The sequence below is a fragment of the Sulfitobacter sp. S223 genome (assembly GCF_025143825.1).
Classification (GTDB): Bacteria; Pseudomonadota; Alphaproteobacteria; order Rhodobacterales; family Rhodobacteraceae; genus Sulfitobacter.
Genome location: NZ_CP083560.1, coordinates 2,463,487 through 2,487,034, shown reverse-complemented (window position 1 = coordinate 2,487,034; position 23,548 = coordinate 2,463,487). Strand labels below are relative to the sequence as shown.

Annotated in this window: 20 protein-coding genes; 14 read left to right on the top strand and 6 right to left on the bottom strand. The window is 57.4% G+C overall.

Annotation, left to right across the window (positions count from 1 at the left end; translation table 11 throughout):
- Position 1 precedes the first annotated feature (1 nt).
- Positions 2 to 487, bottom strand: a complete 486-nt coding sequence (gene ruvX / locus K3757_RS11855; protein ID WP_259995767.1) for a Holliday junction resolvase RuvX — start codon at positions 485 to 487, stop codon at positions 2 to 4.
- Positions 484 to 1,713: a c-type cytochrome biogenesis protein CcmI gene (gene ccmI, locus K3757_RS11850; RefSeq protein ID WP_259995765.1), complete on the bottom strand. Its 1,230-nt coding sequence runs from the start codon at positions 1,711 to 1,713 to the stop codon at positions 484 to 486. Before ccmI ends, ruvX begins: the two co-directional genes overlap by 4 nt.
- Positions 1,714 to 1,948: 235 nt before the next feature.
- Between ccmI and K3757_RS11845 the strand changes: the two genes are divergently transcribed.
- From K3757_RS11845 to K3757_RS11805, 9 genes are all read left to right on the top strand, one after another.
- The gene (locus K3757_RS11845) at positions 1,949 to 3,193 is read left to right on the top strand and encodes a sarcosine oxidase subunit beta family protein (RefSeq protein ID WP_259995763.1); all 1,245 of its coding nucleotides are present in this window, start codon (positions 1,949 to 1,951) and stop codon (positions 3,191 to 3,193) included.
- 127 nt (positions 3,194 to 3,320) lie between these two features.
- Positions 3,321 to 3,575 carry a hypothetical protein gene (locus K3757_RS11840; RefSeq protein ID WP_259995761.1) on the top strand — a complete coding sequence of 85 codons (255 nt, stop codon included), beginning with the start codon at positions 3,321 to 3,323 and terminating at the stop codon, positions 3,573 to 3,575.
- A gap of 96 nt (positions 3,576 to 3,671) precedes the next feature.
- Positions 3,672 to 3,995, top strand: coding sequence for a sarcosine oxidase subunit delta (locus K3757_RS11835; protein WP_259995760.1), 324 nt, complete (start codon positions 3,672 to 3,674; stop codon positions 3,993 to 3,995).
- Positions 3,996 to 4,053: 58 nt separating this feature from the next.
- Entirely contained in the window at positions 4,054 to 7,071 is a 3,018-nt protein-coding gene (locus K3757_RS11830) for a sarcosine oxidase subunit alpha family protein (protein WP_259995759.1), read from the top strand.
- Positions 7,064 to 7,633 (top strand): sarcosine oxidase subunit gamma, encoded by a 570-nt coding sequence (locus tag K3757_RS11825; RefSeq protein WP_259995757.1) that lies wholly within the window; start codon positions 7,064 to 7,066, stop codon positions 7,631 to 7,633. The genes K3757_RS11830 and K3757_RS11825 overlap by 8 nt, the downstream gene beginning before the upstream one ends.
- 40 nt (positions 7,634 to 7,673) lie before the next feature.
- Entirely contained in the window at positions 7,674 to 8,102 is a 429-nt protein-coding gene (locus tag K3757_RS11820) for a hypothetical protein (protein WP_259995755.1), read from the top strand.
- Positions 8,103 to 8,439: 337 nt separating this feature from the next.
- Positions 8,440 to 8,685, top strand: a complete 246-nt coding sequence (locus K3757_RS11815) for a hypothetical protein (protein WP_259995753.1) — start codon at positions 8,440 to 8,442, stop codon at positions 8,683 to 8,685.
- A gap of 249 nt (positions 8,686 to 8,934) precedes the next feature.
- A complete protein-coding gene (locus tag K3757_RS11810; protein ID WP_259995752.1) occupies positions 8,935 to 9,534 on the top strand; it encodes a superoxide dismutase in 600 nt (199 codons plus the stop codon).
- A 144-nt stretch (positions 9,535 to 9,678) separates the two neighbouring features.
- Positions 9,679 to 10,134: a host attachment family protein gene (locus K3757_RS11805; RefSeq protein WP_259995751.1), complete on the top strand. Its 456-nt coding sequence runs from the start codon at positions 9,679 to 9,681 to the stop codon at positions 10,132 to 10,134.
- A 30-nt stretch (positions 10,135 to 10,164) separates the two neighbouring features.
- Here the strand turns inward: K3757_RS11805 and K3757_RS11800 are convergent, their stop codons facing one another.
- Positions 10,165 to 10,722 carry a TIGR00730 family Rossman fold protein gene (locus K3757_RS11800; protein ID WP_259995750.1) on the bottom strand — a complete coding sequence of 186 codons (558 nt, stop codon included), beginning with the start codon at positions 10,720 to 10,722 and terminating at the stop codon, positions 10,165 to 10,167.
- Positions 10,723 to 10,850: 128 nt separating this feature from the next.
- Here K3757_RS11800 and K3757_RS11795 point away from each other — a divergent pair, with 128 nt between their 5' ends.
- Entirely contained in the window at positions 10,851 to 11,963 is a 1,113-nt protein-coding gene (locus K3757_RS11795) for a LysM peptidoglycan-binding domain-containing protein (RefSeq protein ID WP_259995749.1), read from the top strand.
- Between the two features lie 167 nt (positions 11,964 to 12,130).
- The gene (locus tag K3757_RS11790; protein WP_409202586.1) at positions 12,131 to 13,882 is read left to right on the top strand and encodes an ABCB family ABC transporter ATP-binding protein/permease; all 1,752 of its coding nucleotides are present in this window, start codon (positions 12,131 to 12,133) and stop codon (positions 13,880 to 13,882) included.
- Positions 13,883 to 13,992: 110 nt separating this feature from the next.
- Here K3757_RS11790 and K3757_RS11785 read toward each other — a convergent pair whose 3' ends face one another.
- The 3 genes from K3757_RS11785 to K3757_RS11775 form a co-directional block, all read right to left on the bottom strand.
- Positions 13,993 to 14,451 carry a DUF302 domain-containing protein gene (locus K3757_RS11785; RefSeq protein ID WP_259995745.1) on the bottom strand — a complete coding sequence of 153 codons (459 nt, stop codon included), beginning with the start codon at positions 14,449 to 14,451 and terminating at the stop codon, positions 13,993 to 13,995.
- 98 nt (positions 14,452 to 14,549) lie between these two features.
- Complete coding sequence (locus tag K3757_RS11780) at positions 14,550 to 18,389, bottom strand: efflux RND transporter permease subunit (RefSeq protein WP_259995743.1); 3,840 nt, start codon at positions 18,387 to 18,389, stop codon at positions 14,550 to 14,552.
- On the bottom strand, positions 18,386 to 19,621 hold the full coding sequence (locus K3757_RS11775) for an efflux RND transporter periplasmic adaptor subunit (protein WP_259995741.1): 1,236 nt from the start codon (positions 19,619 to 19,621) through the stop codon (positions 18,386 to 18,388). The genes K3757_RS11780 and K3757_RS11775 overlap by 4 nt, the downstream gene beginning before the upstream one ends.
- A gap of 255 nt (positions 19,622 to 19,876) precedes the next feature.
- On the opposite strand from K3757_RS11775, the gene K3757_RS11770 reads away from it, so the two are divergent.
- From K3757_RS11770 to der, 3 genes are all read left to right on the top strand, one after another.
- Entirely contained in the window at positions 19,877 to 20,560 is a 684-nt protein-coding gene (locus tag K3757_RS11770; RefSeq protein WP_259995740.1) for a hypothetical protein, read from the top strand.
- A 66-nt stretch (positions 20,561 to 20,626) separates the two neighbouring features.
- Complete coding sequence (locus tag K3757_RS11765) at positions 20,627 to 22,000, top strand: PQQ-like beta-propeller repeat protein (RefSeq protein ID WP_259995739.1); 1,374 nt, start codon at positions 20,627 to 20,629, stop codon at positions 21,998 to 22,000.
- 79 nt (positions 22,001 to 22,079) lie between these two features.
- On the top strand, positions 22,080 to 23,540 hold the full coding sequence (gene der, locus K3757_RS11760) for a ribosome biogenesis GTPase Der (RefSeq protein WP_259995738.1): 1,461 nt from the start codon (positions 22,080 to 22,082) through the stop codon (positions 23,538 to 23,540).
- Positions 23,541 to 23,548: the final 8 nt, after the last annotated feature.

Here is a 23,548-nt window from a genome sequence, read left to right as displayed (position 1 = left end):
TTCAATTCCCCGATGTTGTGCGCAAGACGCTAAGCCGGTCCAATACCCCTTGCAGGATATAGCTTGCTGCGACGTGATCGATGACCTCTGCGCGACGCTTGCGTGACGTATCCGCCTCAAGAAGCGCGCGTTCAGCAGCGACAGTGGACAGGCGTTCATCCCAGTAACCGATCGGCAGGGCCGGGTGCAGGCGGTCAAAGTTGCGCGCAAACGCGCGCGTGGACTGGCATCGCGGCCCCTCGGAGCCGTCCATGTTGAATGGCAACCCAAGGATAAGTCCACCAATGTTGCGTCCTGTGATGATCTCGGTCAGTCGTGCGGCATCCAGACCGAATTTTTTGCGCTTTACGGTCTCTAGCGGAGTGGCGACGGACAAAAAGCTGTCAGTCACGGCAACGCCAATGGTTTTCTCTCCCAGATCCAGACCGATGAGGGCACGCATCGCAGGGACAGCCGTGGCAAAGTCTTCAATCTGTTCGTAAATCAATCGGTCACTCCCGCCTTGCGTCCGGCAGCGTTGATGAGTTCCAGCGCATCTTTGTCATCGGCGAACACGTCGATCGCATTTGCATAGATCGCCGCCGCACGCTGGCTTTCACCCAGCACGCCCAGCGAAGAGATCAGACGCGCCCAGTCTGTGGCAGGCCCCCCTTCGGTGCCAAGCCGCTCTGACAGGCCTTCAACCATACTGCCGATCATCTCCATCCGCTCTGCGGGTGTCATGTCTTGCGCATTCGCAACGTCGGCTGCTGTTGGGCCGCGTTCCGCAGTGCCGCCGATGGCAGGAATGGAGTAGCGCACGCCAGCCAACTGGGCCAGTTCTTCGATTTGCTCCAGAATTGGGGGTATCCACACAGCGTCTTCCGGCCCCGCACGCAACAAGGCGTCCCAAATGCGGAATGCCTGATCCGGTCTGCCGGTCTGGGCCAGCATCAGGCCAAGATAATATCGCGCAGGTCCGTTCTGCGGGTCTTTGTTCAAAGCGGCACGCAAACTCATTTCCGCTTCAGGAGACACATAGCCACCGGCCGAAATCACCTGCAATTCCCCCAAATCAGCCAAATCTTGCGCTGTGACGTCTGCTCCTTTGAGAGACAGTACCCGCTGCTGTGCTTCTTTGGCGGCAATGAAGTTGCCGATCCTGCGCTCTTGCTGGGCCAACAGAACATGGCCCTGAACGTCATCCGGGCGTCGCGCCACTGTGCTGCGCAATTGGGTCAAAAGCTCTTTGTATCGCGGGTCTATATCAATCGGATCTGCAAACGGTGGCAAAGAGGCCTCGGCCACTTCCTGCTTCGGGCGTGACAAGCGGACTTCTTCGGCAAAAGCGATCCGGTCTTTCAGTGCCATGTCACCATAACCGGGCGCGCCGAGCCACCAATAGCTGATGACGCTGCCCAATACTGCCACAGTGATAACAGCAAACGCGACATACGCAGGCGCGCGATCTGTACTTGCATGTTCAGCGCTTTGGGCCTTGTCGGCTGCGATCAAGCGGCGCGCAATTTCTGCATGCACGCGTTCAGCATCGGCTTTTGCGATCACGCCGCGCGCGACATCGCGGTCCACCTCGTCCAACTGTGCGCGGTAGACAGCCACATCGGAAGCTGCGCGCGATTCAACTTCGCGCTTTGCGCCTCTTAATACGGCGCGGATCAGAATGGCGGCCACCATTAGGGTGATTGCAGTGGCGACGACCCAGAAACTAAGCATTGGTATAGAAACTCCCGTAACTGCCCCCACATAGTACGCGCAGCCCCGACACAAAAGAGGCAAAGCCCCTCCGCGACGAATAGACCACCCCATAAGGTACTCCTTGCGGCCTATGTCGCAAAATTGATAAAGAGTGCCGCGCGGAGTATCCACTTTTCCGGCCACTCCCTCATGAAGAACCTAGCAGGGCAAACAAGGCCCGAATCCACTCTTTTCTGCCTCAGGGACACCAGCGATGAAAAAATACTCCGTATTTGCCGTGGCACGCGAAGCGATGCGCCATCACACCGGTTGGACCCGTGCGTGGCGCGATGCAGCCCCGAAAAAGCACTATGACGCGATCATCATCGGGGCAGGGGGCCACGGTCTGGCCACGGCGTATTATCTGGGCAAGAACTTTGGCATCACGAATGTAGCGATCCTTGAAAAAGGCTGGCTTGGTGGCGGCAACACGGGCCGAAACACAACCATCATCCGCTCCAACTATTTGCAGGATCCATCGGCGGCGATCTATGAAAAATCCCGCAGCCTGTATGAAACCATGTCGCAGGATCTCAACTATAACGTGATGTTTTCCCCGCGCGGGGTTATCATGCTTGCACAAACGGAACATGAGGTGCGTGGCTACCAGCGAACAGCCCATGCCAATATGCTTCAGGGTGTGAAGACAGAATTCATCAGCCCGCAGAAGGTAAAGCAACTGGTGCCGATCATCAATCTGGATGGTCCACGGTATCCTGTGTTGGGCGGCCTGTGGCAAGCGCGCGGCGGCACGGCGCGTCACGATGCTGTGGCTTGGGGCTATGCGCGCGCCTGTTCCGACATGGGCATGGACGTGATCCAGCGATGCGAAGTAACCGGTGTCCGTACCGAGGGCGGTAAGGTCGTGGGTGTCAGCACCAACCGCGGCGATATCGGCTGTGACAAGCTGGGCATGGTTGTGGCAGGACATTCCGGTCATCTGGCCGATATGGCAGGTTTCCGTCTTCCCATCGAATCTGTGGCTTTGCAGGCGCTGGTGTCAGAACCGATCAAGCCTTGCATGGATGTGGTCGTCATGGCCAACACTGTCCACGGCTATATGAGCCAGTCCGACAAGGGCGAAATGGTCATTGGTGGCGGCACGGACGGGTATAACAACTACACCCAGCGGGGATCTTTCCATCATATCGAGGAAACAGTGCGCGCGTTGATCGAAACCTTCCCGATGGTTTCCCGCTTGAAGATGCTGCGCCAATGGGGCGGTATCGTGGACGTCACGGGGGACCGTTCCCCGATTTTGTCCAAGACGCCGGTTGATGGTATCTTTATCAACTGCGGCTGGGGTACGGGCGGTTTCAAGGCCATCCCCGGTTCCGGCTGGGCTATGGCTGAGCTGATGGCCAAAGGCCGTTCACCACTCACCGATGCATTCGGGATGGAACGGTTTACCGAGGGTCGGTTTATTGACGAATCCGTTGCCGCAGGGGTGGCGCACTGATGTTTGCCGCTGGCATCCCCTCACGGCACAGCCGCTTTACCATTGGTCCGGTCCGGCGCTTTTCGTGGAACCAAAAGGCCAGTTCATATGTTTGTTCTTCAACAGAAGTTGAGGAAGGAATAGACCCTTGGAAAATCGTCAAGAGCCCGTCACAGAGCGTGAGCGCACAACCACAACGACCACCACAAACAGTGGCGGTGCAGGGATGGGTATCATCGTCGGTATTCTCGTCGTTGTCGTTGCTGGCCTTGCGTATTTCATGTTTGCAGGCAACATCGACACATCCGGTAACGGCGAAAGCGATGTCAACATCACCATTGATGGTGCTGGTTCTGCTGCTGAAGGCGCTGCCGACGCTGTCGAAGGCGCAGTCTCGGAATAAAACCAACTATATATGTTATTTTAAGGCCGTCGCTCGTCGCAGCGACGGCCTTTTTGCGTTCTTCTCCCGTCCTTTTGCCTCTCACGGAGCCATTTCATGCTGATCGTATCCTGCCCTTGCTGCGGTGTGACCGCTGAGGAAACCGAATTCCATGCCCACGGCGAGGCGCATATCACCCGTCACAGTATCGGGGCCTCCGATGATAAGGTCGAAGAATACCTGTTTATGCGTAAGAACCCCAAGGGCGTACATTTCGAACGCTGGCGGCACCAGAACGGCTGTGGCAAGTGGTTCCATATGGCCCGTGACACCATGACGCTTGAGGTCTTCGGCACCTATAGCGCCCAGACATACGCGCCACCCGAAGAGCTGCTGGCCGACATTGACGCAAAACGCCCCGGCTGGCGGACTGTTTCTTGATGCGCCGCGCTGTTTCCTCTTCTCATCCGCACTTCCAACCCGCGATGGAGCCTAAATCATGAGCACCCGTCTCGCCACAGGTGGCCGCCTGCTGAACAAATCAAAAGCCGTCAGCTTCCGCTTTAACGGCAAACACATGACAGGGTTCGAGGGCGACACGCTTGCCTCGGCCCTGTTGGCCAATGACCAGATGCTGGTGGGCCGTTCGTTCAAATATCACCGCCCGCGCGGGATCGTGGCCGCTGGCCCCGAAGAACCCAACGGCTTGGTGAACCTTGGCGAAGGGAGCAGTTTTGAACCCAACGCCCGCGTGACCACCACCGAACTTTTCGACGGGCTTCGCGCCGAGAGCCAGAACCACTGGCCCAGCCTTGAGTTCGACGTAGGCGCGATCAACAAATATCTCAGCCGCTTTTTGCCGGCAGGTTTCTATTACAAGATGTTCATCCACCCGCGTCCGCTGTGGAAACATGTGTATGAGCCGATCATCCGGCATTCAGCAGGCCTTGGCCGTGCGCCCAAAGAACGTGATCAGGACACGTATGAGCATTTCTATGCTTTCTGCGATGTTTTGGTGATTGGTGGCGGTGTTGCAGGTCTGGAAGCCGCGCGCGCAGCTGCTCTTTCCGGTGCCCGCGTCCTCGTGATGGAGCAGAACGCAAATTGGGGCGGCCGCACACCAGTAGATGGCGGAGAGATCAACGATGCGCCTGCACAGGCGTGGATCGACGCCACAGTGGCAGAGCTGGAGGGGATGGAGAACGTCACCCTGCGCACACGCACCATGGGCGCAGGCGTCTACGACCACGGTTATGTGCTGGGCTATGAGCGCCTGACAGATCATGCGCCCGAAGTTTCCGGCCCGCGCCACCGCCTGTGGCGTGTCCGGGCAGGGCATATCATCACAGCAACCGGCGCGATTGAACGTCCGCTCAGCTTTGCCGGTAACGATATTCCCGGTGTTATGCTTGCGGCTTCGGTCCGTGACTATGTGGTGAATTACGGCGTCTCTGTTGGCGATCGCACCGTTGTGGTGACCAACAATGATGATGCCTATCTGACAGCTTTCGCGCTGAAACACGCAGGGTTGGATGTTCCGGCAATTCTTGACGCGCGGGTACTGCCACAAGACAGCGAAGTCATGGCGCAGGCCAAAGCCTTGGGCATTCGCGTATTGATGGGGCAGGGCATTTCCTCGGTCAAAGGCGGAAAGCGGGTCACCGGTGTTGCGATCTGTTCACAGGCTGGCGAAGGCGCGGTACTGGAAGAAATCACCTGTGATGCGGTCGCGATGTCGGGCGGCTGGTCTCCGGTGGTGCACCTTTGGTCGCACTGCGGCGGCAAACTGAAATGGGATACCGTCAACGCCTGCTTCAGCCCCGATCCCGATAACGCCCCGCAAGGTGCGGACGGCGGGCAGTTTGTTTCGACCGCTGGTGCAGCGTCTGGCCTGTTCCAGATGGATGACCTGCTGAATGATGCCTTCGCTGCTGCGGATGGCACATTGCGCTGTCTCGGTAAAAAATTGCCGCGTGACGCCAAGGCCAGCAAGGCCGCGCCAAGTTCGGAAGCGCCGATGGCGCCGGTGTGGCTGATGCCTCAGGGTGCCAGTGTCAAACTGCGCGAAAAAGCGTGGCTGGATTACCAGAACGACGTTAAAGTTTCGGATGTCCGGCTGGCTGCGCAAGAAGGATTTGTTTCGGTTGAACATGCCAAACGCTACACCACATTGGGCATGGCGACCGATCAGGGTAAATTGAGCAACATCAATGGATTGGCGACCTTAGCTGGTGCATTGAATGAAGATATTCCGTCAGTCGGAACCACCACATTCCGTCCCCCTTATCACCCCATTTCAATGGCGGCCCTGGGCGGAGAGGCACGCGATGCGACCTTCCAGCCGATCCGCCGGACACCCATGCATGACTGGCATGAAACCAACGGGGCACAGTGGGAGCCTGTCGGCCATTGGCGCCGCCCATACGCGTACATTCGGCAGGACGAAAGCACCCATGACGCAGTGATGCGCGAAGTGACCAACACCCGCGAAAAGATGGGTCTGCTCGACGCGTCCACGCTGGGTAAGCTGATCGTCAAAGGGCCTGACGCGGGTGAATTCCTCGACATGCTCTACACCAATATGATGAGCACACTGAAGCCGGGCAAATGCCGCTATGGTCTGATGTGTAACGACAACGGATTCCTGATCGACGACGGCGTTGTTGCGCGCATCGATGAAGACACATGGCTGTGCCACACGACAACTGGCGGTGCAGAGCGTATCCATGCCCACATGGAAGAATGGCTGCAAACCGAATGGTGGGATATGAAAGTCTTTGTCGCCAACGTGACAGAGCAATATGCCCAGATAGCCGTTGTTGGCCCGAACGCCCGTAAGGCGCTGGAAAAACTTGGCGGCATGGATGTTTCGGCAGAGGCGCTTGGTTTTATGGAGTGGGCTGACGGTGTGATTGGGGGCTTCAATGTCCGCGTCTACCGGATTTCATTCTCTGGCGAGCTTTCGTATGAGATTGCCGTTGACGCGAGCCACGGACAGGCCTTCTGGGATGCTCTGATGGCAGTGGGGGATGAGCTGGGCGTAATGCCTTATGGCACTGAATGCCTGCACATCCTGCGCGCCGAGAAGGGCTTCATCATGATTGGTGATGAGACCGACGGCACCGTGATCCCGCAGGACCTGAACCTGCATTGGGCGCTATCCAAGAAAAAAGAAGACTATCTTGGCAAGCGCGCGCACCTGCGCTCTCATATGGCTGACCCGAACCGCTGGAAACTGGTCGGGCTGGAAACCACAGACGGCTCAGTATTGCCGGATGGCGCCTACGCCGTGGGAGAAGGCTCAAACGAGAATGGTCAGCGCAACATGATCGGGCGCGTCACGTCCAGCTATCACTCGCCCACTTTGGGTAAGGGTATTGCCATGGGTCTTGTCCACAACGGGCCCGATCGCATGGGCGAGGAAATTGAATTCCCCGGCACCGATGGAAAAACCTATAAAGCGCGGATCGTCGATCCTGTGTTCTACGATAAAGCAGGGGAGAAGCAGAATGTCTGAGCCGGTATCCGCTTTGAAGAACGCCATCTATCATGATGGAATTGTTAAAGTTTCCGAGGTTGGCAACGTTGGTATGATCACGCTGCGGGGCGATTTGGCCGCCAAGCCTTTGCAAAAGGCCGCCATAGCGGCTGCGGGTGTAAACATGCCGGATCAGGGCCACTGTCTGACCGAAGGTGCCGGTGGCATGGCGTGGATGTCACCGGACGAGCTTTTGATCATGTGCGCCTATGCCGACGCGCACGCCAAGCTGGCTGACTTGCAAGAAAAGCTGGCGGGCAGTCATGCGCTGGCGGCAAATGTGTCTGACGCACGTGCGATGTTTGAGGTGCGCGGCCCTCTCGCCCGTGAGGTAATGTCAAAGCTGGCGCCTGTGGATCTATCCCCGTCCGCGTTCACCCCCGGCATGTTCCGCCGTACGCGTTTGGCACAAGTGCCTGCAGCTTTCTGGATGCCGGAAGAGGACGTCTTTCGCTTGATTTGTTTCCGGTCAGTAGCGCAGTATGTGTTTGACCTGCTTAGCATTGCGGCACAGCCCGGATCAGAGGTAGGCGTTTATTGATGTGATGCTGCTCTGCCGAGAGCTTGAAAAAGGACTGGTCATGATTTTTTCTTCTTCGGTTTTGCGCGGCCTATGTGCGTTCGGAGTCATGATCAGCGCATTGCCTGCCGCGGCAAATGAAGCAGTGCATCTCATCTGCGAAACTAAAAACCCTTCCTCGAAAGACTGGGTGCCAGACGCGGTTATCGTCCGGATTGATCAGCGGACTCTGAATGCTGCAGTTTATGATCAATACACCAAAGAAGTGTTCAATGGGCCAGCAATGGCGGATTTCAGCCGCCCAACGACCAATCGGCTGAAATTGAGGTGGAAGTTGATCGGTGTGCGGGACAGTCAAAGTCGAAAGCAGAACGTCGATTTCAAGATGAACGTAAACATGAAGCGCATGACCTTCACCTACAGCGGATTGGGAGAGAGCTTCTTTACCACGCCGGGGGCTGCATCCGGGCGCTGCGTTGCAGTGAAATAGCCTAAGCAGATTTCTCCGCTGGACGATAAGGTCATCCTGCGTCCCCAAAATCTGGACATTTTCGCGAAGCGGGCGCTATCATCGCTATGGCAATGCGATCAGCGAAGTCGGGACATGCACGATTATTGAATGAAGAACTCGTAGAATTCTGTTTTGAAATTAAAGATATTTGCTGCCGCTTTGGCTGCTCTACTTGGTTCACCCGCGATCGAGGATGCTGCGTAGTATGAATCTGATATTGATGCCAGGCGCGCTCGGGGGCGGGTGTCCGACAAGATGGCGATCAACTTCGACGACAAGGGCACCGTTCGAGTAGTCGATGGCGTGTTGCTTCATTATGTCGGTGGCCCCGACGCAAGCGCGGGTACGCAAAACCGGTGATTTGGTAAGGCTGAAATGGACCATCGCAGGAGCAACGGATCATGTGGGCCAAGTAATCCCCACTCTCAGCTATACGGCAAAACTGGACCTCAAAATCCTTAGCGTGTCAGCGCTGGCAAAACCTGCCCGCTTCCCCGAGCGTTTCACTGGTAAAGGTCACTTTTTGCGGCGCAAAAGCGCCAAGGGCTTTCCAAAAAGCTAGCAAGCTTTGAACTCACGGTTCGAACCGCTGTAAATTCCGCAAGGATATGCGCAATATGCACGGCGCGGTTTGAGCAAACTCATCTCCAGACTTGTCTGGGGCAAAGGGCAGCCCCGCGAAACAAGGCCGAAACTGCCGTCGTTTCCGCCTTTGAAAGTGAGAAACCCAGTTCTTTGACGAGTTGACCTTGACGAAGGTCGGGTGCGCCCTTCATTTAGGGGATAGATAATGACCTTAATGGAGGCCCCAATGGCTTTTGAACTTCCCGATCTTCCGTATGCTCACGACGCGCTCGCATCTAAAGGCATGAGCGCCGAGACACTGGAATTCCACCATGACAAGCACCACAATGCTTACGTCGTGAACGGCAACAAAGCGATTGAAGGCACTGAATGGGCTGGCAAATCTCTCGAAGAGATCATCAAAGGCACATATGACGCCAACGCAGTTGCCCAGAACGGCATCTTCAACAACATTTCACAGCTTTGGAACCACAACCAGTTTTGGGAAATGATGGGCCCGGGTTCTTCCGCAATGCCGGGCGAGCTTGAAAAGGCATTGGTCGAAAGCTTTGGTTCCGTCGACAAATTCAAAGATGCTTTCAAAGCAGCAGGCGCGGGCCAGTTCGGTTCCGGTTGGGCCTGGCTGGTGAAAGACAGCGATGGCAGCCTGAAGGTTACCAAGACAGAGAACGGCGTAAACCCCGTCTGCTTCGGCCAGACCGCACTTCTGGGCTGTGACGTCTGGGAACACTCCTACTACATTGATTTCCGCAACGCGCGCCCTGACTACCTGTCGAACTTCCTCGACAACTTGGTGAACTGGGAAAACGTAGCCTCGCGCATGTGATATAGATTTGGCCCTTTAAAGAACGCGGCTAATCATTTCAAAGAACTCAAGCCCCGTATGCATCGCGCTGCGGGGCTTTTGCTTTGGAACTTCGGGCTTTGGCGCGGCGTTTTGTTTGTGACGTAGCAAAAAAGGAGATCCACGATGACGGCTCTGACCAAAGGCACATGGGTGCTGGTAACGGATAGCGAAAAGGCACTGTTCCTGCGCAATGACACTGACCACGAGGACCCGTTCCTGAAAGTTGTCAGCAAGGAAGTCCAAGACAATCCCCCTGCGCGTGAGCAGGCCGCAAACCGTCCCGGACGCTTCAACGACGGGCCGTCGACCCACCGGTCTGCCGTTCAGGACACGGACTGGCATGAATTGGCAAAGGAACGCTTTGCCTCTGATCTGGCAGACATTCTCTATGATAAAGCGCACAAAGGCGAATTTGACCGTTTGGTGATTGTTGCAGACCCCGGTACATTGGGCAGCCTGCGAGACGAGCTGCACATAGAGGTAAGTGACAAGGTTGTGGCAGAAGTCCCCAAAACCTTGACCAATCACCCGCTGGACGAGATCGAAAAGATCGTCAAATCAGCGCTCGAAGACGCGTAAGTCACGAAACTGCCGGATAGGGCATCGCGTTTAGGACGCGTTGATACGCTTTGCATAATCCTCAAGGGCCGATGCGCTGTCCGGCACCCAAGTCAAGAAATCCAGAATGCTGTCATCTGCAAATCCGCTTGTCGTTACGTGGTTCATCAATTGCTTTAATTTGTCCCAATAGCCATTTGTATTAACGATATAAATCGGCTTTTGGTGAAGGCCCAGCTGGCGCCATGTCAGTACCTCGAACAGCTCATCAAGCGATCCCGCTCCGCCTGGTAGGACAACCAGCGCGTCCGAGTTCATAAACATCACTTTTTTGCGCTCGTGCATGGTTTCGGTCACGATGTATCGGGTAAGATCGGTCTTTCCGACTTCCCATGCAACAAGGTGCGCAGGGATCACGCCGAAAGTATCTGCGCCTGCTTCCTGTGCCGCGCGCGCCACGCTGCCCATAAGCCCCACATCGCCTGCACCATAGACCAGCCGCCAGCCTTTGGCGGCAATGCCTTTACCCATAGCTTCGGCATCAGCGGTATAGGCGGGGTCAACGCCGGGACGCGACCCACAGAAGACACAAATCGATTTCACGGGCATTTAGGTGCTCCTACATCACGTTCAAGGGAATAATCAGCCCCGAGGTACTGGGCTTTTGACCCGTGATAGCGCGTCCGCTACAAAGGCTCAACGCGTGGATGACGTGATCCGGACAGGGATGCTGTTGAATGAGCAAAATTTGGGCAAGCCTCGGCGGCAATACAGGGGCGGTTATCGCTGGTGGCGGCATGGCTGCGGCGCTTTTGCTGGGGGCGTATATCGCGTTTGGCCGCAGTGGTGATGGCCCCGTCGTTAGCACGGTTTCCGCACCGCAGCCTGACGCGCCCGTTCAAACAGTCGAGCCAAAGCAAGAAACAGCCAGCGCTCAAGTTCCCAGCTTCGACGAAGTGCGCAGAGAACCTGACGGTACGACGATCATCGCCGGTCGGGCAGAGCCGATGAGCGATGTCAAAATCTTGCTCGACGGGGCCGAAGTTGCGACAGCCAAAGCCGATAGCACCGGTGGATTTGCCGCGATTGCCATGTTGCCGCCAAAGCAATCGGCGCAGATCGTAAGCTTGTCCGCCCAAGCCGAAGAGCAAAAGGCGGTAACGCCTTCACTTGATGAAATCATTCTTGCGCCGTCAAAGACCACGTCAACCAGTGATGAGACAGCCCCCAAGGTACAGATTGCCGAGGAGGGGACAAAGACGGAAGAGCCCGTGCAGCCAGAAGTGGTTACAGCGGCACCTGAACAGACCAAACCTGCCGAAGTGGCTGTTCTTAAGTCCGATGCCGAGGGCGTAAGCCTTTTGTCTGCAGCCGCGCCCCAGGCTATGACATCGGTTGCTCTGGATACCATTGGCTATTCCGAAGCGGGCGATGTGCAACTGACGGGGCGAGCGCAACCGGACACGACCAAAGTAAGAGTCTATCTGGATAACCGTTCGGTCGTTAGCCTTCCGGTTGATGAGCATGGGCGTTGGCGTGGGGATTTGCCGGATGTGGATGAAGGCGTCTACACGCTACGTGTTGACGAAGTGAGCGCGCAAGGCGCGGTCAGCAGCCGCGTAGAAACTCCGTTCAAAAGAGAATCCGCCGAAATTCTGGCGCAGGCTGCCGCATCTGCTGATGGCCCGATCAAATCAATTACCGTGCAGGCCGGTGCTACGCTTTGGGCGATTGCCCGTGATCGCTATGGTGATGGCACCTTGTACGTGAGGGTTTTCGAGGCCAACGTCGGTAGCATCCGCAATCCTGATCTGATTTATCCTGGACAGGTCTTCGATCTGCCGAACTGAGGTGGTCCTTAGCCTTGAACAGTCCTATGTAGTGGGGTGACTGCATAGGAATACCCATGACCGCTGACAGAACTGACCCCGCCCAGAAATCATCCGAACAGACCGCCGCGCGCAAACACGCCACGACCGAAGAAGACATTGCGGCCGAACAGGAGCGGCAATCGTCCATGCGTGTCCTGCGCAATGTGGCACCGTACCTGTGGCCCAAGGACATGGCCTGGGTGCGTAAGCGCGTTATCTGGGCGATGATCGCCCTTGTAGTGTCCAAAATGGTTACCGTCGCGACGCCGTTCTTTTACCGTGATGCGGTGGATGCGATGGCCGGAGAAGGCGCACCGATGTTTGCCTTGGGTGCGATCAGCCTCACCATTGCGTATGGCATGGCACGGCTTATGGGGGTGGGTTTCCAGCAATTACGAGATGCTATTTTCGCCCCGGTCGCGCAGCGCGCGCTGCGCATGCTGGCGCTTGAGACATTCAACCACATCCACCGCCTCTCCATGCGCTATCACATCACCCGTAAGACCGGCGGCCTGAGCCGCATCATTGAACGCGGCGTGAAGGGTGTGGAATTCCTGCTGCGGTTCTTGTTGTTCAGTATCGGGCCGCTGATCCTTGAGCTGGCCTTGGTGGGGATCATTCTGATGATCCTGTTTGACGTGACCTATCTGTTGGTCGTGGCAGTGACGATTGGCCTTTATGTTTGGTTCACGTTTGCCGTAACTGAATGGCGCGTAAAGCTGCGGCGCCAGATGAATGATCAGGATACCGATGCGAACCAGAAAGCCATCGACAGCCTGCTGAACTATGAAACTGTTAAATACTTCGGCGCAGAGGCGCGCGAAGCAGGCCGCTACGACGTGGCCATGGCAGGGTATGAGCAGGCGGCGATCAAGACCAACTATTCACTGGCCTTTCTGAACTTCGGACAGTCGCTGATTATCACTGTGGGGCTTGTTGCCGTGATGGTCATGGCGGCTTTGGGTGTCCAGAACGGGACGCTGACAGTTGGTGATTTCGTGATGGTGAACGCCTACATGATCCAAATCACTGTTCCGCTGAACTTCCTCGGGACTGTCTACCGCGAGATTCGTCAGGCTCTTGTCGACATGGGGCAAATGTTTGACCTGCTGGAGCAGCCCGCTGAAATCAACGATAAACCCGACGCGCCGGAACTTGTTGTCACAGGCGGAGAAGTACGGCTGGACGATGTCCATTTCGGCTATAACGCGGATCGCAATATCCTGAACGGTGTAAGCATCGTGGCAAAGCCGGGTGAGATGGTGGCGATTGTCGGTTCCACAGGTTCGGGCAAATCGACCATCGGTCGGCTCTTGTTCCGTTTTTATGATGTGCAGAAAGGCAGCCTTACCATTGACGGCCAGGACGTACGGGATGTGACGCAAAACTCATTGCACCGGCAGATCGGTGTGGTGCCGCAGGATACGGTGCTGTTCAATGATACAATCGGGTACAACATTGCCTATGGCCGCGACGGCGCCACGCAGGCCGAGGTTGAGGCAGCGGCCAAAGCGGCACAAATCCACGACTTTATCGTCGCATTGCCGGACGGATATGAGACGTCGGTGGGTGAACGGGGGCTGAAGCTGTCTGGCGGTGAAAAGCAACGTGTCGGCATTGCGCGCACATTGCTGAAAGATCCGCCGATCCTGCTTTTGGATGAAGCAACCAGCGCATTGGACAGCGAGACCGAGCATGAAATTCAGGACGCATTGCGGCAGGCTGGGAAAGGGCGCACGGTTTTGACCATTGCGCACCGGCTCAGCACAGTTGCCGAAGCTGACACGATTATCGTGCTTGAGAAAGGCGAAGTGGTAGAACGCGGCACCCATGATGCGCTGCTGGCGCAAAACGGGCGTTACGCCCAGCTTTGGCATCGTCAGCAGTCCGAAGAGTAGGGGCTGGACCGTAAGCTCATTGGCAGCCCTTCGGAAGGCACGTCATACTTTTTCCGCGCACCTGACTGACTATTGGTGCGCGGAACGAAAACAAGGCGCGTTTAGCAGTGTTATTCCGCCGCGACAGCTTTGGCGGTGAGCTTGTCCAATGCGCCTGTCATCATCGCAAGATAGGGAGCATCAACCGCAAGGCCGTGCTCTGAGGCGAGAGTGGACGGGTCATGGTAGGTGACTTGAACGACACCTTCGGCGTCAGCATAGGCAAGAACCCGTAGCGGCAGATCAAGCCCGGCGGTTTGCGCATCCATCATGGCCGGTGTGCCCAGCTTGGGGTTTCCGAAAATCAGCAGCTCGGTGGGCCGCAGGTCCATGTCCACTTTGGTGGCTCCTGCGGCATGGTCTATACGGGCGAAAACGGTCGCGCCCGCGCCGGTCACTGCTTCAGCAAGGCGGTCTATGGTGACAGCGACAGAATGCGGGCTGGTTTTGGATATCATCTCGGCCGAGGCTGGCAGGGCAGCAGCGCCGAGCACGGTGGCGGTGATAATGGGACGGAAATAGCGCAGCATGGAAAACATCCTTATTTCAAATGAACATCTGCACCAAAGCATAAGGCCCCCCGCGAATATCGCGAGGGGCCTTGCGGTCACTTCCCGGTGAACAGGCGTTACTCTGCCGGTTTGACATGCGCGGCTGGCGGGTCTTGATCCAGATTTTCGTCACTCCAGATCAGCTCCTGCGGGCTTTGACGGCGGGCGTTGCGTTGCAGCGCCCAGTCACGTGCGGCACGGCTGGCGCGGCCCATGGACATGCGCGCCAGCAGGCGTGCCACCCACATCGCATAGGTAGAGGCCCAGACACGGATCGCCAGCAATGATGGCGTCACCACCAGTGTCAGCACGGTCGCAATACCAAGGCCGAAGACAACCGCTGTCGCCAACTGCTTCCACCAAAGCGCGGTGGGGCTATCGATTGTATATCCGCCGTTGGCAAAATCGAGGCTTAGGCCAAACATCATAGGCGCAAGACCTGCCATCGTGGTTATGGTGGTCAGCAGCACGGGGCGAATGCGTGCCTGTGCTGTGCGGATGATCGCTTCGATCCGCGGCATGTACTGGCTGAACTCCTGATAGGTGTCGATCAGGATGATGTTGTTGTTCACCACGATACCGGCCAAAGCCACAATCCCCGTTCCGGTCATGATGATCGAGAATGTCTGATCCATGACCAGCATGCCGATCAGTACGCCCGTGGTGGACAACACCACCGCAATTAGAACCAGCACAGAGTTGTAGAAAGAGTTGAACTGGGCCAAGAGAATGATGAACATCAACCCCAGCGCGGCCGTGAAGGCAGAGCTAAGGAACGCTTGGCTTTCGGCCTGATCTTCCTGATCTCCGGTCCATTCATAGGAGATGCCGTCTGGCAGATCGGCGGTTTCGACCCATTTGGAAATCTCTGCGATCCGCTCGTTTGCGTTCACCGGCACAAGGCGCAGTTTCAGCGCGTTGTAGTCTTCTTGCAGGTCGATACCATCTGCCGCAGCGGTAAGATTGGTGATCTTGAACCCTGTCCCGCCAGTGTCGGTGAAATCTGCGTCCTCTCCGGCCGGGCGCAGGGTGGCGAGCGTTGGCATGGCGGCGGGATCATCACCCGCTTGGGCAACCTTGACGATCTTCATCAGGCCCGGTGTCACGTCCGCTTTGACGTCCATATACCGTTTTTGGTCGATGCGGCTGATCTCGGCCAATTTTGGCACGGCGGTGCGGGTCACAAAGTTTGACAGCGGGACCAGTCCGTCAATGGTGCGGACCTTGAGCGTATCAAGCGTTGAAAGAAGCCGGTCTTCTTCAGGCAGGCGCACGCGGATCTCAATCTCTTCATCCGATGTGTCCACCCGCATGGTATCCAGCAGCAGACCCCGCGTGACCAGTTGCACCATCGCTCCCACGCTCAGCACATCCGCTCCGTATTGACCGGCCTTTTCCACATCCACATCGATTTGCCAGTCAATGCCGGGCAGGGGACGCGTGTCTTCGATCAGGATCAGGCCGGGCACCGTGTTGAAATGATCGCGCGCCATTGCGGTCGCCGCCATTAGATCGTCAAACCGGTCGCCCTTGAATCGCAGATGCACAGGCTTGCCAGAGGCAGGCCCACGGTCAAGTGAGAGCACCTCGATCTGGATGCCGGGGATGTCCGATAGCTGTTCGGTCAGTTCCGCGATGACGATGTCCCCGTCAAGTTCGGGGCGTAGGGCGCGGTCTTCCCAAGGGACGGTTTCGAACTGGACCTGACCGATCAGGTCCTTGGGGGCCTGTGATCCGCCTGTGTTGCTATCCAGGCCACCTTCGCCGGCAAAAGAGAACGCGGTAGCGATACCGGGGTGACGGATCACAACCTGCTCTGCCTGCCGTAGCAGATCGTCCTTTTCGTTCAGCGACATGTTGCCGCGCGCAAGCACATAGACAATCGCCTGCTCGGGTTCTGATTCCACGAAGAACTCAACACCTTTGGAGTTGTTGGAAAAGAAGATCAGCGTGGTGCCCACAAAAACAAAGATGAAACCGCAGGTGACAAGTGGCATGACCGGATTGCCCGCAATGATTTCGATGAACTTGCCAAAGGGCGAGCGCTTGTAACCGGCGTAAATGCGGTCCGGCTCCTTGCGGAAAAGCTGTGAAGCCAACCAACGGCCCCACTTGCCGAGCCGCGTCAGCACTGCAAAGAGCGCCAGCAGCAGCAGCATGAAACCGCCCAAAGCCACCAGCAACACCACAGCCCCCACCAGCACCAAAGCAAAGACTTTGACGAAGGTTGGGATCACGGAAGTGAGCAGATCAAGCCCGTCCATGGCGCTAAACTGCGCGCCCATCCACTGGAACAACAGGCCCGGATCGCCCGCCTTGCCAGGTACCAGCAGCGACATCGCGGGAAAGATCATCACGAAAGCCGCAGGCAACAACAGCAGATGGAGATACCATGGCAGGCTCGCGATGCGCTCCATGTTGCTGGCCATCCAACGCTCCAACCGTCCTGTGACTCCGCCCATCACGGGCAGGTACACCAGCGCAACCACCAGTGAAGCCGAGAGCACGAAAATGAGCGTTACAGGCAGCATGCCCATGAATTCTCCGGGCACACCGGGCCAAAAAAGCATTGGCAAAAACGCGCAGAGCGTTGTCGCTGTAGAGGAGATCACCGGCCAGAACATCCGTTTGGCTGCCAGCACATAGGCCTCCATCGGGCCGATGCCTTTTTGCTGCTCCTGATCGGCGTATTCCACCACAACAATGGCACTATCCACCAGCATACCCACGGCAAGGATCAGGCCGAACATAACGATGTTCGAGATCGAAATCCCCATCAGCGCGAGAAACGCAAAACACAACAGGAACGAGGTCGGGATCGCGAACCCCACCAGCAAGGCCGCGCGGATACCAAGGGCGGCAAGCACCACGATCATCACAAGCGCAATCGCGGTAAACACCGATCCGAGCAGCTGCTGCACCATGCTGTTAACCACGCGGCTTTGATCGTTGGATGTGCCAACCTGCACAGCTGCCTTGAGCTCTTCTGGCCATTGTTCGCGGCTTTCTGCCACCAGCTTTTTGACCGCGCTGGCAGTGTCGATCAGGTTGTAACCCTTGCGCTTGACCACTTGCAGCGCCATCGACGGCTCTCCGTTGAACCGCGATGTTCCAAGACGGTCTTCGAAGGTCAGATGGATTTCCGCCAGATCACCCAGCGTCACAACACGGTCGCCGTTGGTCTTCACCGGCAAATTGTAGACATCGCGCGGCTCATCAAAGCTTGAGGGGATTTTCACCGAAAAAGTGCCGCTTTGGCTTTCGATCTCGCCTGCGGCGATCAACTGGTTGTTGTTCTGTACCGTCTGGATCAACTCCGCTGCGGTCACGTCATAGGATTCAAGCTTGAGCGGGTCGATCAACACTTCGAGCATTTCGTCGCGGTTGCCCGCGATGCCCGCTTCCAAAACGGCTTCGAGCCCCTCAAGATCATCCTGCAACAGCTTGGCATATCGTGCCATCGTGCGCTCTGGCACGGGGCCGGTCATATTAACAATGATGATCGGGAATTCGGAAAAGTTGATCTCGTTGATCGAATAAGTCTCGGCTCCTTCGGGGAATTGCGCCTCTGCGGTTCCCATGGCATCGCGCACATCGGCAATGATCGAGGTCTTGTCCCAGCCGAATTCGAATTCAAGCGCAAGGCCCGCATAATTTTCGGATGCGGTGCCGGTCATTTTCTTCAGCCCGTCCAGATCGCTTAGTTCGGTCTCCATGGGTTTGAGCAGAAGTGTCTCGGCATCCGCGGCGGAAATGCCGGGGAAGGGGACGGATACGAAAAGAGCCGGAATCTCGATGTCCGGCTCTCCTTCTTTGGGCAATGTGGTGTAGGCATAGGCACCCACAACAAGGCTTAGCAAGATAAAGGCCAGCACCATCCGGGCGCGCGAGGCGGCCCAATCGACAATTCCCGTCATTGCGTGACCTCCCGGAATGTCGGATCAACTTCGACGCCTTCAACAACGTATTCCTGTCCAACCACGATCACGTTCGCCTGCATTGGCAACCCGGTGACCCATACCCCTTTCGAAGTGTCGCGGATGATTTCAACGGCGCGGAAATCAACGATGTTGTTGTCATCGACCAATCGCATCCCCAGCGTGCCTTCGTCGTTTAACGTCAGCGCGCTTTGCGGCACCAAATGCGCATCGGCCCCTTCGGATGCGATGAGAATTTCAGCGGTCTGCCCGTCACGGATTTTCAGGTCGGGGTTCGGCACTTCGATCTCGGTCAGAAACGTGCGGGTCTGCGGATCGGCCGAACGCGAGATAAAGGTCACTTTGCCGCGCACCTCACCACCACCCGCTGCCAGTCTTGCGCCGGCCATAGCGCCTACTTGCACACGGTTGACTTGGGTTTCGGGAATAAAGCCAACCAGTTTGATCGGATCAAGCTGGATGATCGTGCCACACAGTGCGCCCGCCTGCAAAAGCGAGCCAAGCTCGGCTGTATCGCTTTCGAGCAATCCACCGAAGGGCGCTTCGATGACAAGGCGGTCCAACTCTGTCTGGGCGCCTGCCACTGCGGCCTGTGCTGCTTCGATGCCCGATTGCGCGGCGCTGAGGCCGGATTGGGCCGAGCTGACACCGGCCTCTGCCGTGGCAACAGCCGCATCCGAGCTTGCCAGCCGTGTGGTGGAAGCAAATCCACCTTCATTAAGCCGCGATGACGCGTTCTGGTTTATCTTGGCTTCTTCAAGGCGGGCTTGTGCCTCTTGCACGCGGGCCTGCGCTTCGGGAACGCGCGATTTCGCCTCGGCCAGTTGCGCGCGGGCTTGTTCAAGAGCGGCACGGCGCGTGCCTTCGTCCAATCGGCACATGATCTGGCCTGTTTCTACCTTGGCTCCCTTGCGCAGCGGCTCTGATACTACGATGGCGGATGTTTCTGCCTTTACGTCTACCTGCCGTGCTGCGGCTGTCTGTCCGCGTAAGACAACTGCGCTGTCGATGCTTTGGGCGTTCAGCCGTTCAACAACAACCTTGACCCGCTTTTCAGCTGATATCGGTGCCGCAACCGGTGTCTCGTTGGCTGCCTCGGCTTTCTCTTCTTCTCCGGCTCCGAAGAATGCCAAAAGCGTCGGCCGTTCGAGAATCGCCATATACAGAAACGCTGCCATGGCGATTGCGGCAAGAATGGGAAAGATACGCATGTGAAGCCTCTTTGTATGTCTGCGCAAAGTAGCCCTATTGCCGGATGCAAGAACCACAAAACTGCAATTTGGCCCGTGTGTAATGCATCACAGGTACAGGGCATAGTTAGGAATATAGGATTTCACACTATTTCTGCTGCAATCGCGCGGTCACGCGCTGATGCGCTGATTACCTGTGCAACAGGCTTGGGACTTGGCTTGCACCTGCGCGTTCGTTAAGAGAGGCAAAACAGGATAGGCAGGGGCCATAGCCGGATGAGTAATAGCGACGGATTTATCGAAGAAGTCACAGAAGAGCTGCGCCGCGACCAGATGATGGCAAAGCTCAAGCGCTATGGCTGGATCGGCGTGTTGGCCGTGCTGCTGATTGTAGGTGGTGCTGCATATTCGGAATACCGCGCTGCACAGGCGCGCGCGCAGGCTGAAAGCCTTGGCGATGCAATGTTGGGCGCGCTGGAAAGCGATGATGCGGCAGAACGTGTCGCTGCACTGGAAACAGTAGAAGCACCAAGCCCTACGGCTGACGCTGTTCTGGCCTTGCTTACCGCGTCTGAACAGGTGGCTGCTGATGACACGGATGCTGCTGTCGCCAGCCTAGAAAGTGTTTCGCTTAACGCCGAGGTGCCGCAGGTGTATCGCCAGATCGCCCAGTTCAAGGCGTTGACGCTTCAGGCCGAGACATTGGACGCTGCCACCCGCAAGCAGGGTTTTGAGGCGCTCAGTGGGGCCGGTGGCACATTGCGCCTACTGGCGCAGGAGCAACTTGCCCTGATTGCCATTCAGGAAAACGATCCGGAAACCGCGATCAGCACCTATCAGGGCATCCTGAGCGATGCAGGGGTTACACCGGACTTGCAACAACGCGCGTTGCAGGTGATTGTAGCCTTGGGCGGGGATCCTGATCTGAATGGTGCCCCAACGGACGACAATAACGGATAAGGATGCCGCAGGCCGGTCCCGTGTCATCGGAACCGGAAATGCGCCGCAGACCAGAGTGAGCAGGCAATGACAAATACAGACTTTTCCTTGCAGCGCAGCCGCCGGATGCCGCAACGTGCAGCACTTCTGGCGTTTCTGGGCGCAGCAGCATTTGTATCCGCTTGCACAGAGCCGGATGTCATCCTGCCCGGAGAACGCGAAGACATCCGTTCGGTTCTGCAAGATCAAACAGCCTCTTTGGAAACAGCGTCGACCTTCGAGGGCAACCAGTCTCGTACTATCGGTCTGCCAGCGGCCCGTGTGAACGCCGATTGGAGCCAGACCGCAGGCAGCCCTTCTGCGCGTGTCACCCATCCCGCTCTCGGCAGCAATTTGACGCTGGCGTGGTCGGCCAATATCGGTTCCGGTGATAGCCGCAAATACCGCATCACGGCTGATCCGGTTGTTGCTGGTGGCCGCATATTTACGCTGGATGCACAGTCTGTTGTGACGGCGACATCTACGTCGGGGGCGACCCTGTGGCAGGTGGATGTGCGTCCTGCGCGCGATCAGGAGGGCGATGCCACTGGCGGCGGTCTCGTGGTGTCTGGTGATACTGTCTATGTTTCGGCGGGTGTTGGTGTTCTGGCTGCGCTGGATGTCAGCAATGGTGGCGTGCGTTGGACCCAACAGCTTGATGCAAGCGGGTCTGGTACGCCGTCGGTTGCCGGTGATCTGGTCTATGTGACCGCTGGCGACAACGCCGGTTGGGCAATCAACCGCGGCGATGGCACCGTTGCATGGCAGATTGGTGCATCAGAGGACACAAACAACATCCTCGGCGCCCCTGCGCCTGCGATCACGGATGATCTGGCGATTTTTGCCTTCGGCTCTGGCGAAGTGCAGGCGGTGTTCCGCCGTGGCGGCCTGAACCGCTGGGACGCCTCCGTGCTGGGTAAACGTCCGGGCCGTGCGCTGAGCAATATCTCTGATGTGACCGCCGCGCCTGTTGTGTCGGGCGACCGCGTGTATCTGGGCAATCAGTCAGGCCGTATTGTGGCACTGGATACAGCATCTGGTGCGCGGATCTGGTCGGCTCCCGAAGGGGCCACAAGTGCGGTTTGGCCCATCGCAGGCAGCATTTTCGCCGTCAGCGACCTGAACGAACTGCTCCGCCTGGATGCTGCGGACGGGTCCAGAATCTGGGGCACGCCGCTGCCGAACTTCCTGAAGTCGAAGCCAAAGCGGCAGGTCGCCATTGTACCGCATCACGGACCCATCGTGGCGGGCGGGCGTGTTATCATCGCGTCCGGCGACGGCTTGCTGCGCAGTTTTGACCCGACAAATGGCGCGCTTGTTGGCTCGTCTGAAATTCCGGGTGGCGCGACAACGGCCCCTGTGGTGGCCGGCAGGACGCTCTATGTTGTGTCCGCCAAGGGGCAATTGCTGGCCTACCGTTAGGGCCTGTTACCAGACAGGGCTTTCTTAAGGCTTCGCTTTGCGCTATTGCGCGGGTCTAACGCCGTTTCGGAGCCTTTTGATGTCTTTCACCCTCGCGATCGTGGGCCGCCCCAATGTGGGCAAGTCTACGCTGTTCAACCGCCTCGTCGGCAAACGCCTTGCATTGGTGGATGACCAACCAGGCGTCACGCGCGATTTGCGCGAGGGAGCCGCACGGCTGGCCGATTTACGCTTTACCGTGATTGATACGGCAGGTCTGGAAGATGTCACCGACGACAGCCTTCAGGGCCGTATGCGCCGCCTGACAGAGCGCGCAGTGGATATGGCCGACGTGTGCCTGTTCATGATTGATGCGCGCACAGGTATCACGCCAACCGATCTGGTTTTCGCTGATATCCTGCGCAAACGCTCTGCCCATGTGATCCTTGCTGCCAACAAGGCCGAGGGTGCAGCAGCTGATGCCGGCGTGATCGAAGCCTATTCGCTGGGGTTGGGGGAGCCGATCCGCCTTTCTGCCGAACACGGCGAGGGGCTGAATGATCTCTACACCCACCTGATGCCGCTGGCGGATGCTTTTGCAGAAAAGGCTCGGGATGATGCGCCCGAAGTCGATGTGGATGTCAGCGACGAGGATGAAGACGAGGACGCCGTGCGCGTTCCGACCCGTGCAAAGCCGCTTCAGGTGGCTGTGGTGGGCCGCCCTAATGCCGGTAAATCCACACTGATCAACCAGATCATCAAAGAAGACCGCCTGCTGACCGGACCAGAGGCGGGCATCACCCGCGATGCGATCTCTCTGATGACCGTGTGGGACGATGTGCCAATGCGCATCTTTGATACGGCGGGTATGCGTAAGAAAGCCAAGGTTCAGGAAAAGCTGGAAAAACTCAGCGTCAGCGACGGTTTGCGCGCGGTGAAGTTTGCCGAGGTGGTTGTTGTTCTGCTGGATGCCGAAATTCCGTTCGAACAGCAAGATTTGCGCATTGCCGATCTGGCAGAGCGCGAAGGCCGTGCAGTGGTGATTGCGGTCAACAAATGGGACGTCGAGGAAGACCGTCAGAACAAGCTCAAAGAACTCAAAGAGAGCTTCGAGCGTCTGCTGCCTCAGCTGCGCGGTGCGCCGTTGATTACGGTTTCGGCCAAAACAGGCCGCGGCCTTGACCGTCTGCATCAGGCAATTATGCGCGCCTATGAGATGTGGAACCGCCGCGTGACCACGGCACAGCTGAACCGCTGGCTGTCTGGCATGATGGAGGCGCATCCGCCCCCCGCGCCGCAAGGCAAGCGAATCAAAATGCGCTACATGACACAGGCGAAAACCCGCCCGCCGGGTTTCGTGGTAATGTGTAGCCATCCGGACAAGGTGCCGGAAAGCTATAGCCGGTATCTGGTGAACGGGTTGCGCATTGATTTTGACATGCCCGGCACGCCCATCCGTTTGTGGATGCGGGGCCAGTCGGACGCGAACCCCTACAAGGGCCGGAAGAAAGCAGCGCCGTCAAAGCTGCGTAAGCACACGGACGGCAAACGCAGAGACTAAAGCATCAC

What these genes read in the sequence shown, in the direction of transcription:
- ccmI (WP_259995765.1), bottom strand. Translation starts at nt 1,713, where the DNA reads ATGCTTAGTTTCTGGGTCGTCGCCACTGCAATCACCCTAATGGTGGCC.
- K3757_RS11845 (WP_259995763.1), top strand. Translation starts at nt 1,949, where the DNA reads ATGAAAAAATACTCCGTATTTGCCGTGGCACGCGAAGCGATGCGCCAT.
- K3757_RS11835 (WP_259995760.1), top strand. Translation starts at nt 3,672, where the DNA reads ATGCTGATCGTATCCTGCCCTTGCTGCGGTGTGACCGCTGAGGAAACC.
- K3757_RS11830 (WP_259995759.1), top strand. Translation starts at nt 4,054, where the DNA reads ATGAGCACCCGTCTCGCCACAGGTGGCCGCCTGCTGAACAAATCAAAA.
- K3757_RS11825 (WP_259995757.1), top strand. Translation starts at nt 7,064, where the DNA reads ATGTCTGAGCCGGTATCCGCTTTGAAGAACGCCATCTATCATGATGGA.
- K3757_RS11820 (WP_259995755.1), top strand. Translation starts at nt 7,674, where the DNA reads ATGATTTTTTCTTCTTCGGTTTTGCGCGGCCTATGTGCGTTCGGAGTC.
- K3757_RS11815 (WP_259995753.1), top strand. Translation starts at nt 8,440, where the DNA reads ATGTCGGTGGCCCCGACGCAAGCGCGGGTACGCAAAACCGGTGATTTG.
- K3757_RS11810 (WP_259995752.1), top strand. Translation starts at nt 8,935, where the DNA reads ATGGCTTTTGAACTTCCCGATCTTCCGTATGCTCACGACGCGCTCGCA.
- K3757_RS11805 (WP_259995751.1), top strand. Translation starts at nt 9,679, where the DNA reads ATGACGGCTCTGACCAAAGGCACATGGGTGCTGGTAACGGATAGCGAA.
- K3757_RS11800 (WP_259995750.1), bottom strand. Translation starts at nt 10,722, where the DNA reads ATGCCCGTGAAATCGATTTGTGTCTTCTGTGGGTCGCGTCCCGGCGTT.
- K3757_RS11795 (WP_259995749.1), top strand. Translation starts at nt 10,851, where the DNA reads ATGAGCAAAATTTGGGCAAGCCTCGGCGGCAATACAGGGGCGGTTATC.
- K3757_RS11790 (WP_409202586.1), top strand. Translation starts at nt 12,131, where the DNA reads ATGCGTGTCCTGCGCAATGTGGCACCGTACCTGTGGCCCAAGGACATG.
- K3757_RS11785 (WP_259995745.1), bottom strand. Translation starts at nt 14,451, where the DNA reads ATGCTGCGCTATTTCCGTCCCATTATCACCGCCACCGTGCTCGGCGCT.
- K3757_RS11780 (WP_259995743.1), bottom strand. Translation starts at nt 18,389, where the DNA reads ATGACGGGAATTGTCGATTGGGCCGCCTCGCGCGCCCGGATGGTGCTG.
- K3757_RS11775 (WP_259995741.1), bottom strand. Translation starts at nt 19,621, where the DNA reads ATGCGTATCTTTCCCATTCTTGCCGCAATCGCCATGGCAGCGTTTCTG.
- K3757_RS11770 (WP_259995740.1), top strand. Translation starts at nt 19,877, where the DNA reads ATGAGTAATAGCGACGGATTTATCGAAGAAGTCACAGAAGAGCTGCGC.
- K3757_RS11765 (WP_259995739.1), top strand. Translation starts at nt 20,627, where the DNA reads ATGACAAATACAGACTTTTCCTTGCAGCGCAGCCGCCGGATGCCGCAA.
- der (WP_259995738.1), top strand. Translation starts at nt 22,080, where the DNA reads ATGTCTTTCACCCTCGCGATCGTGGGCCGCCCCAATGTGGGCAAGTCT.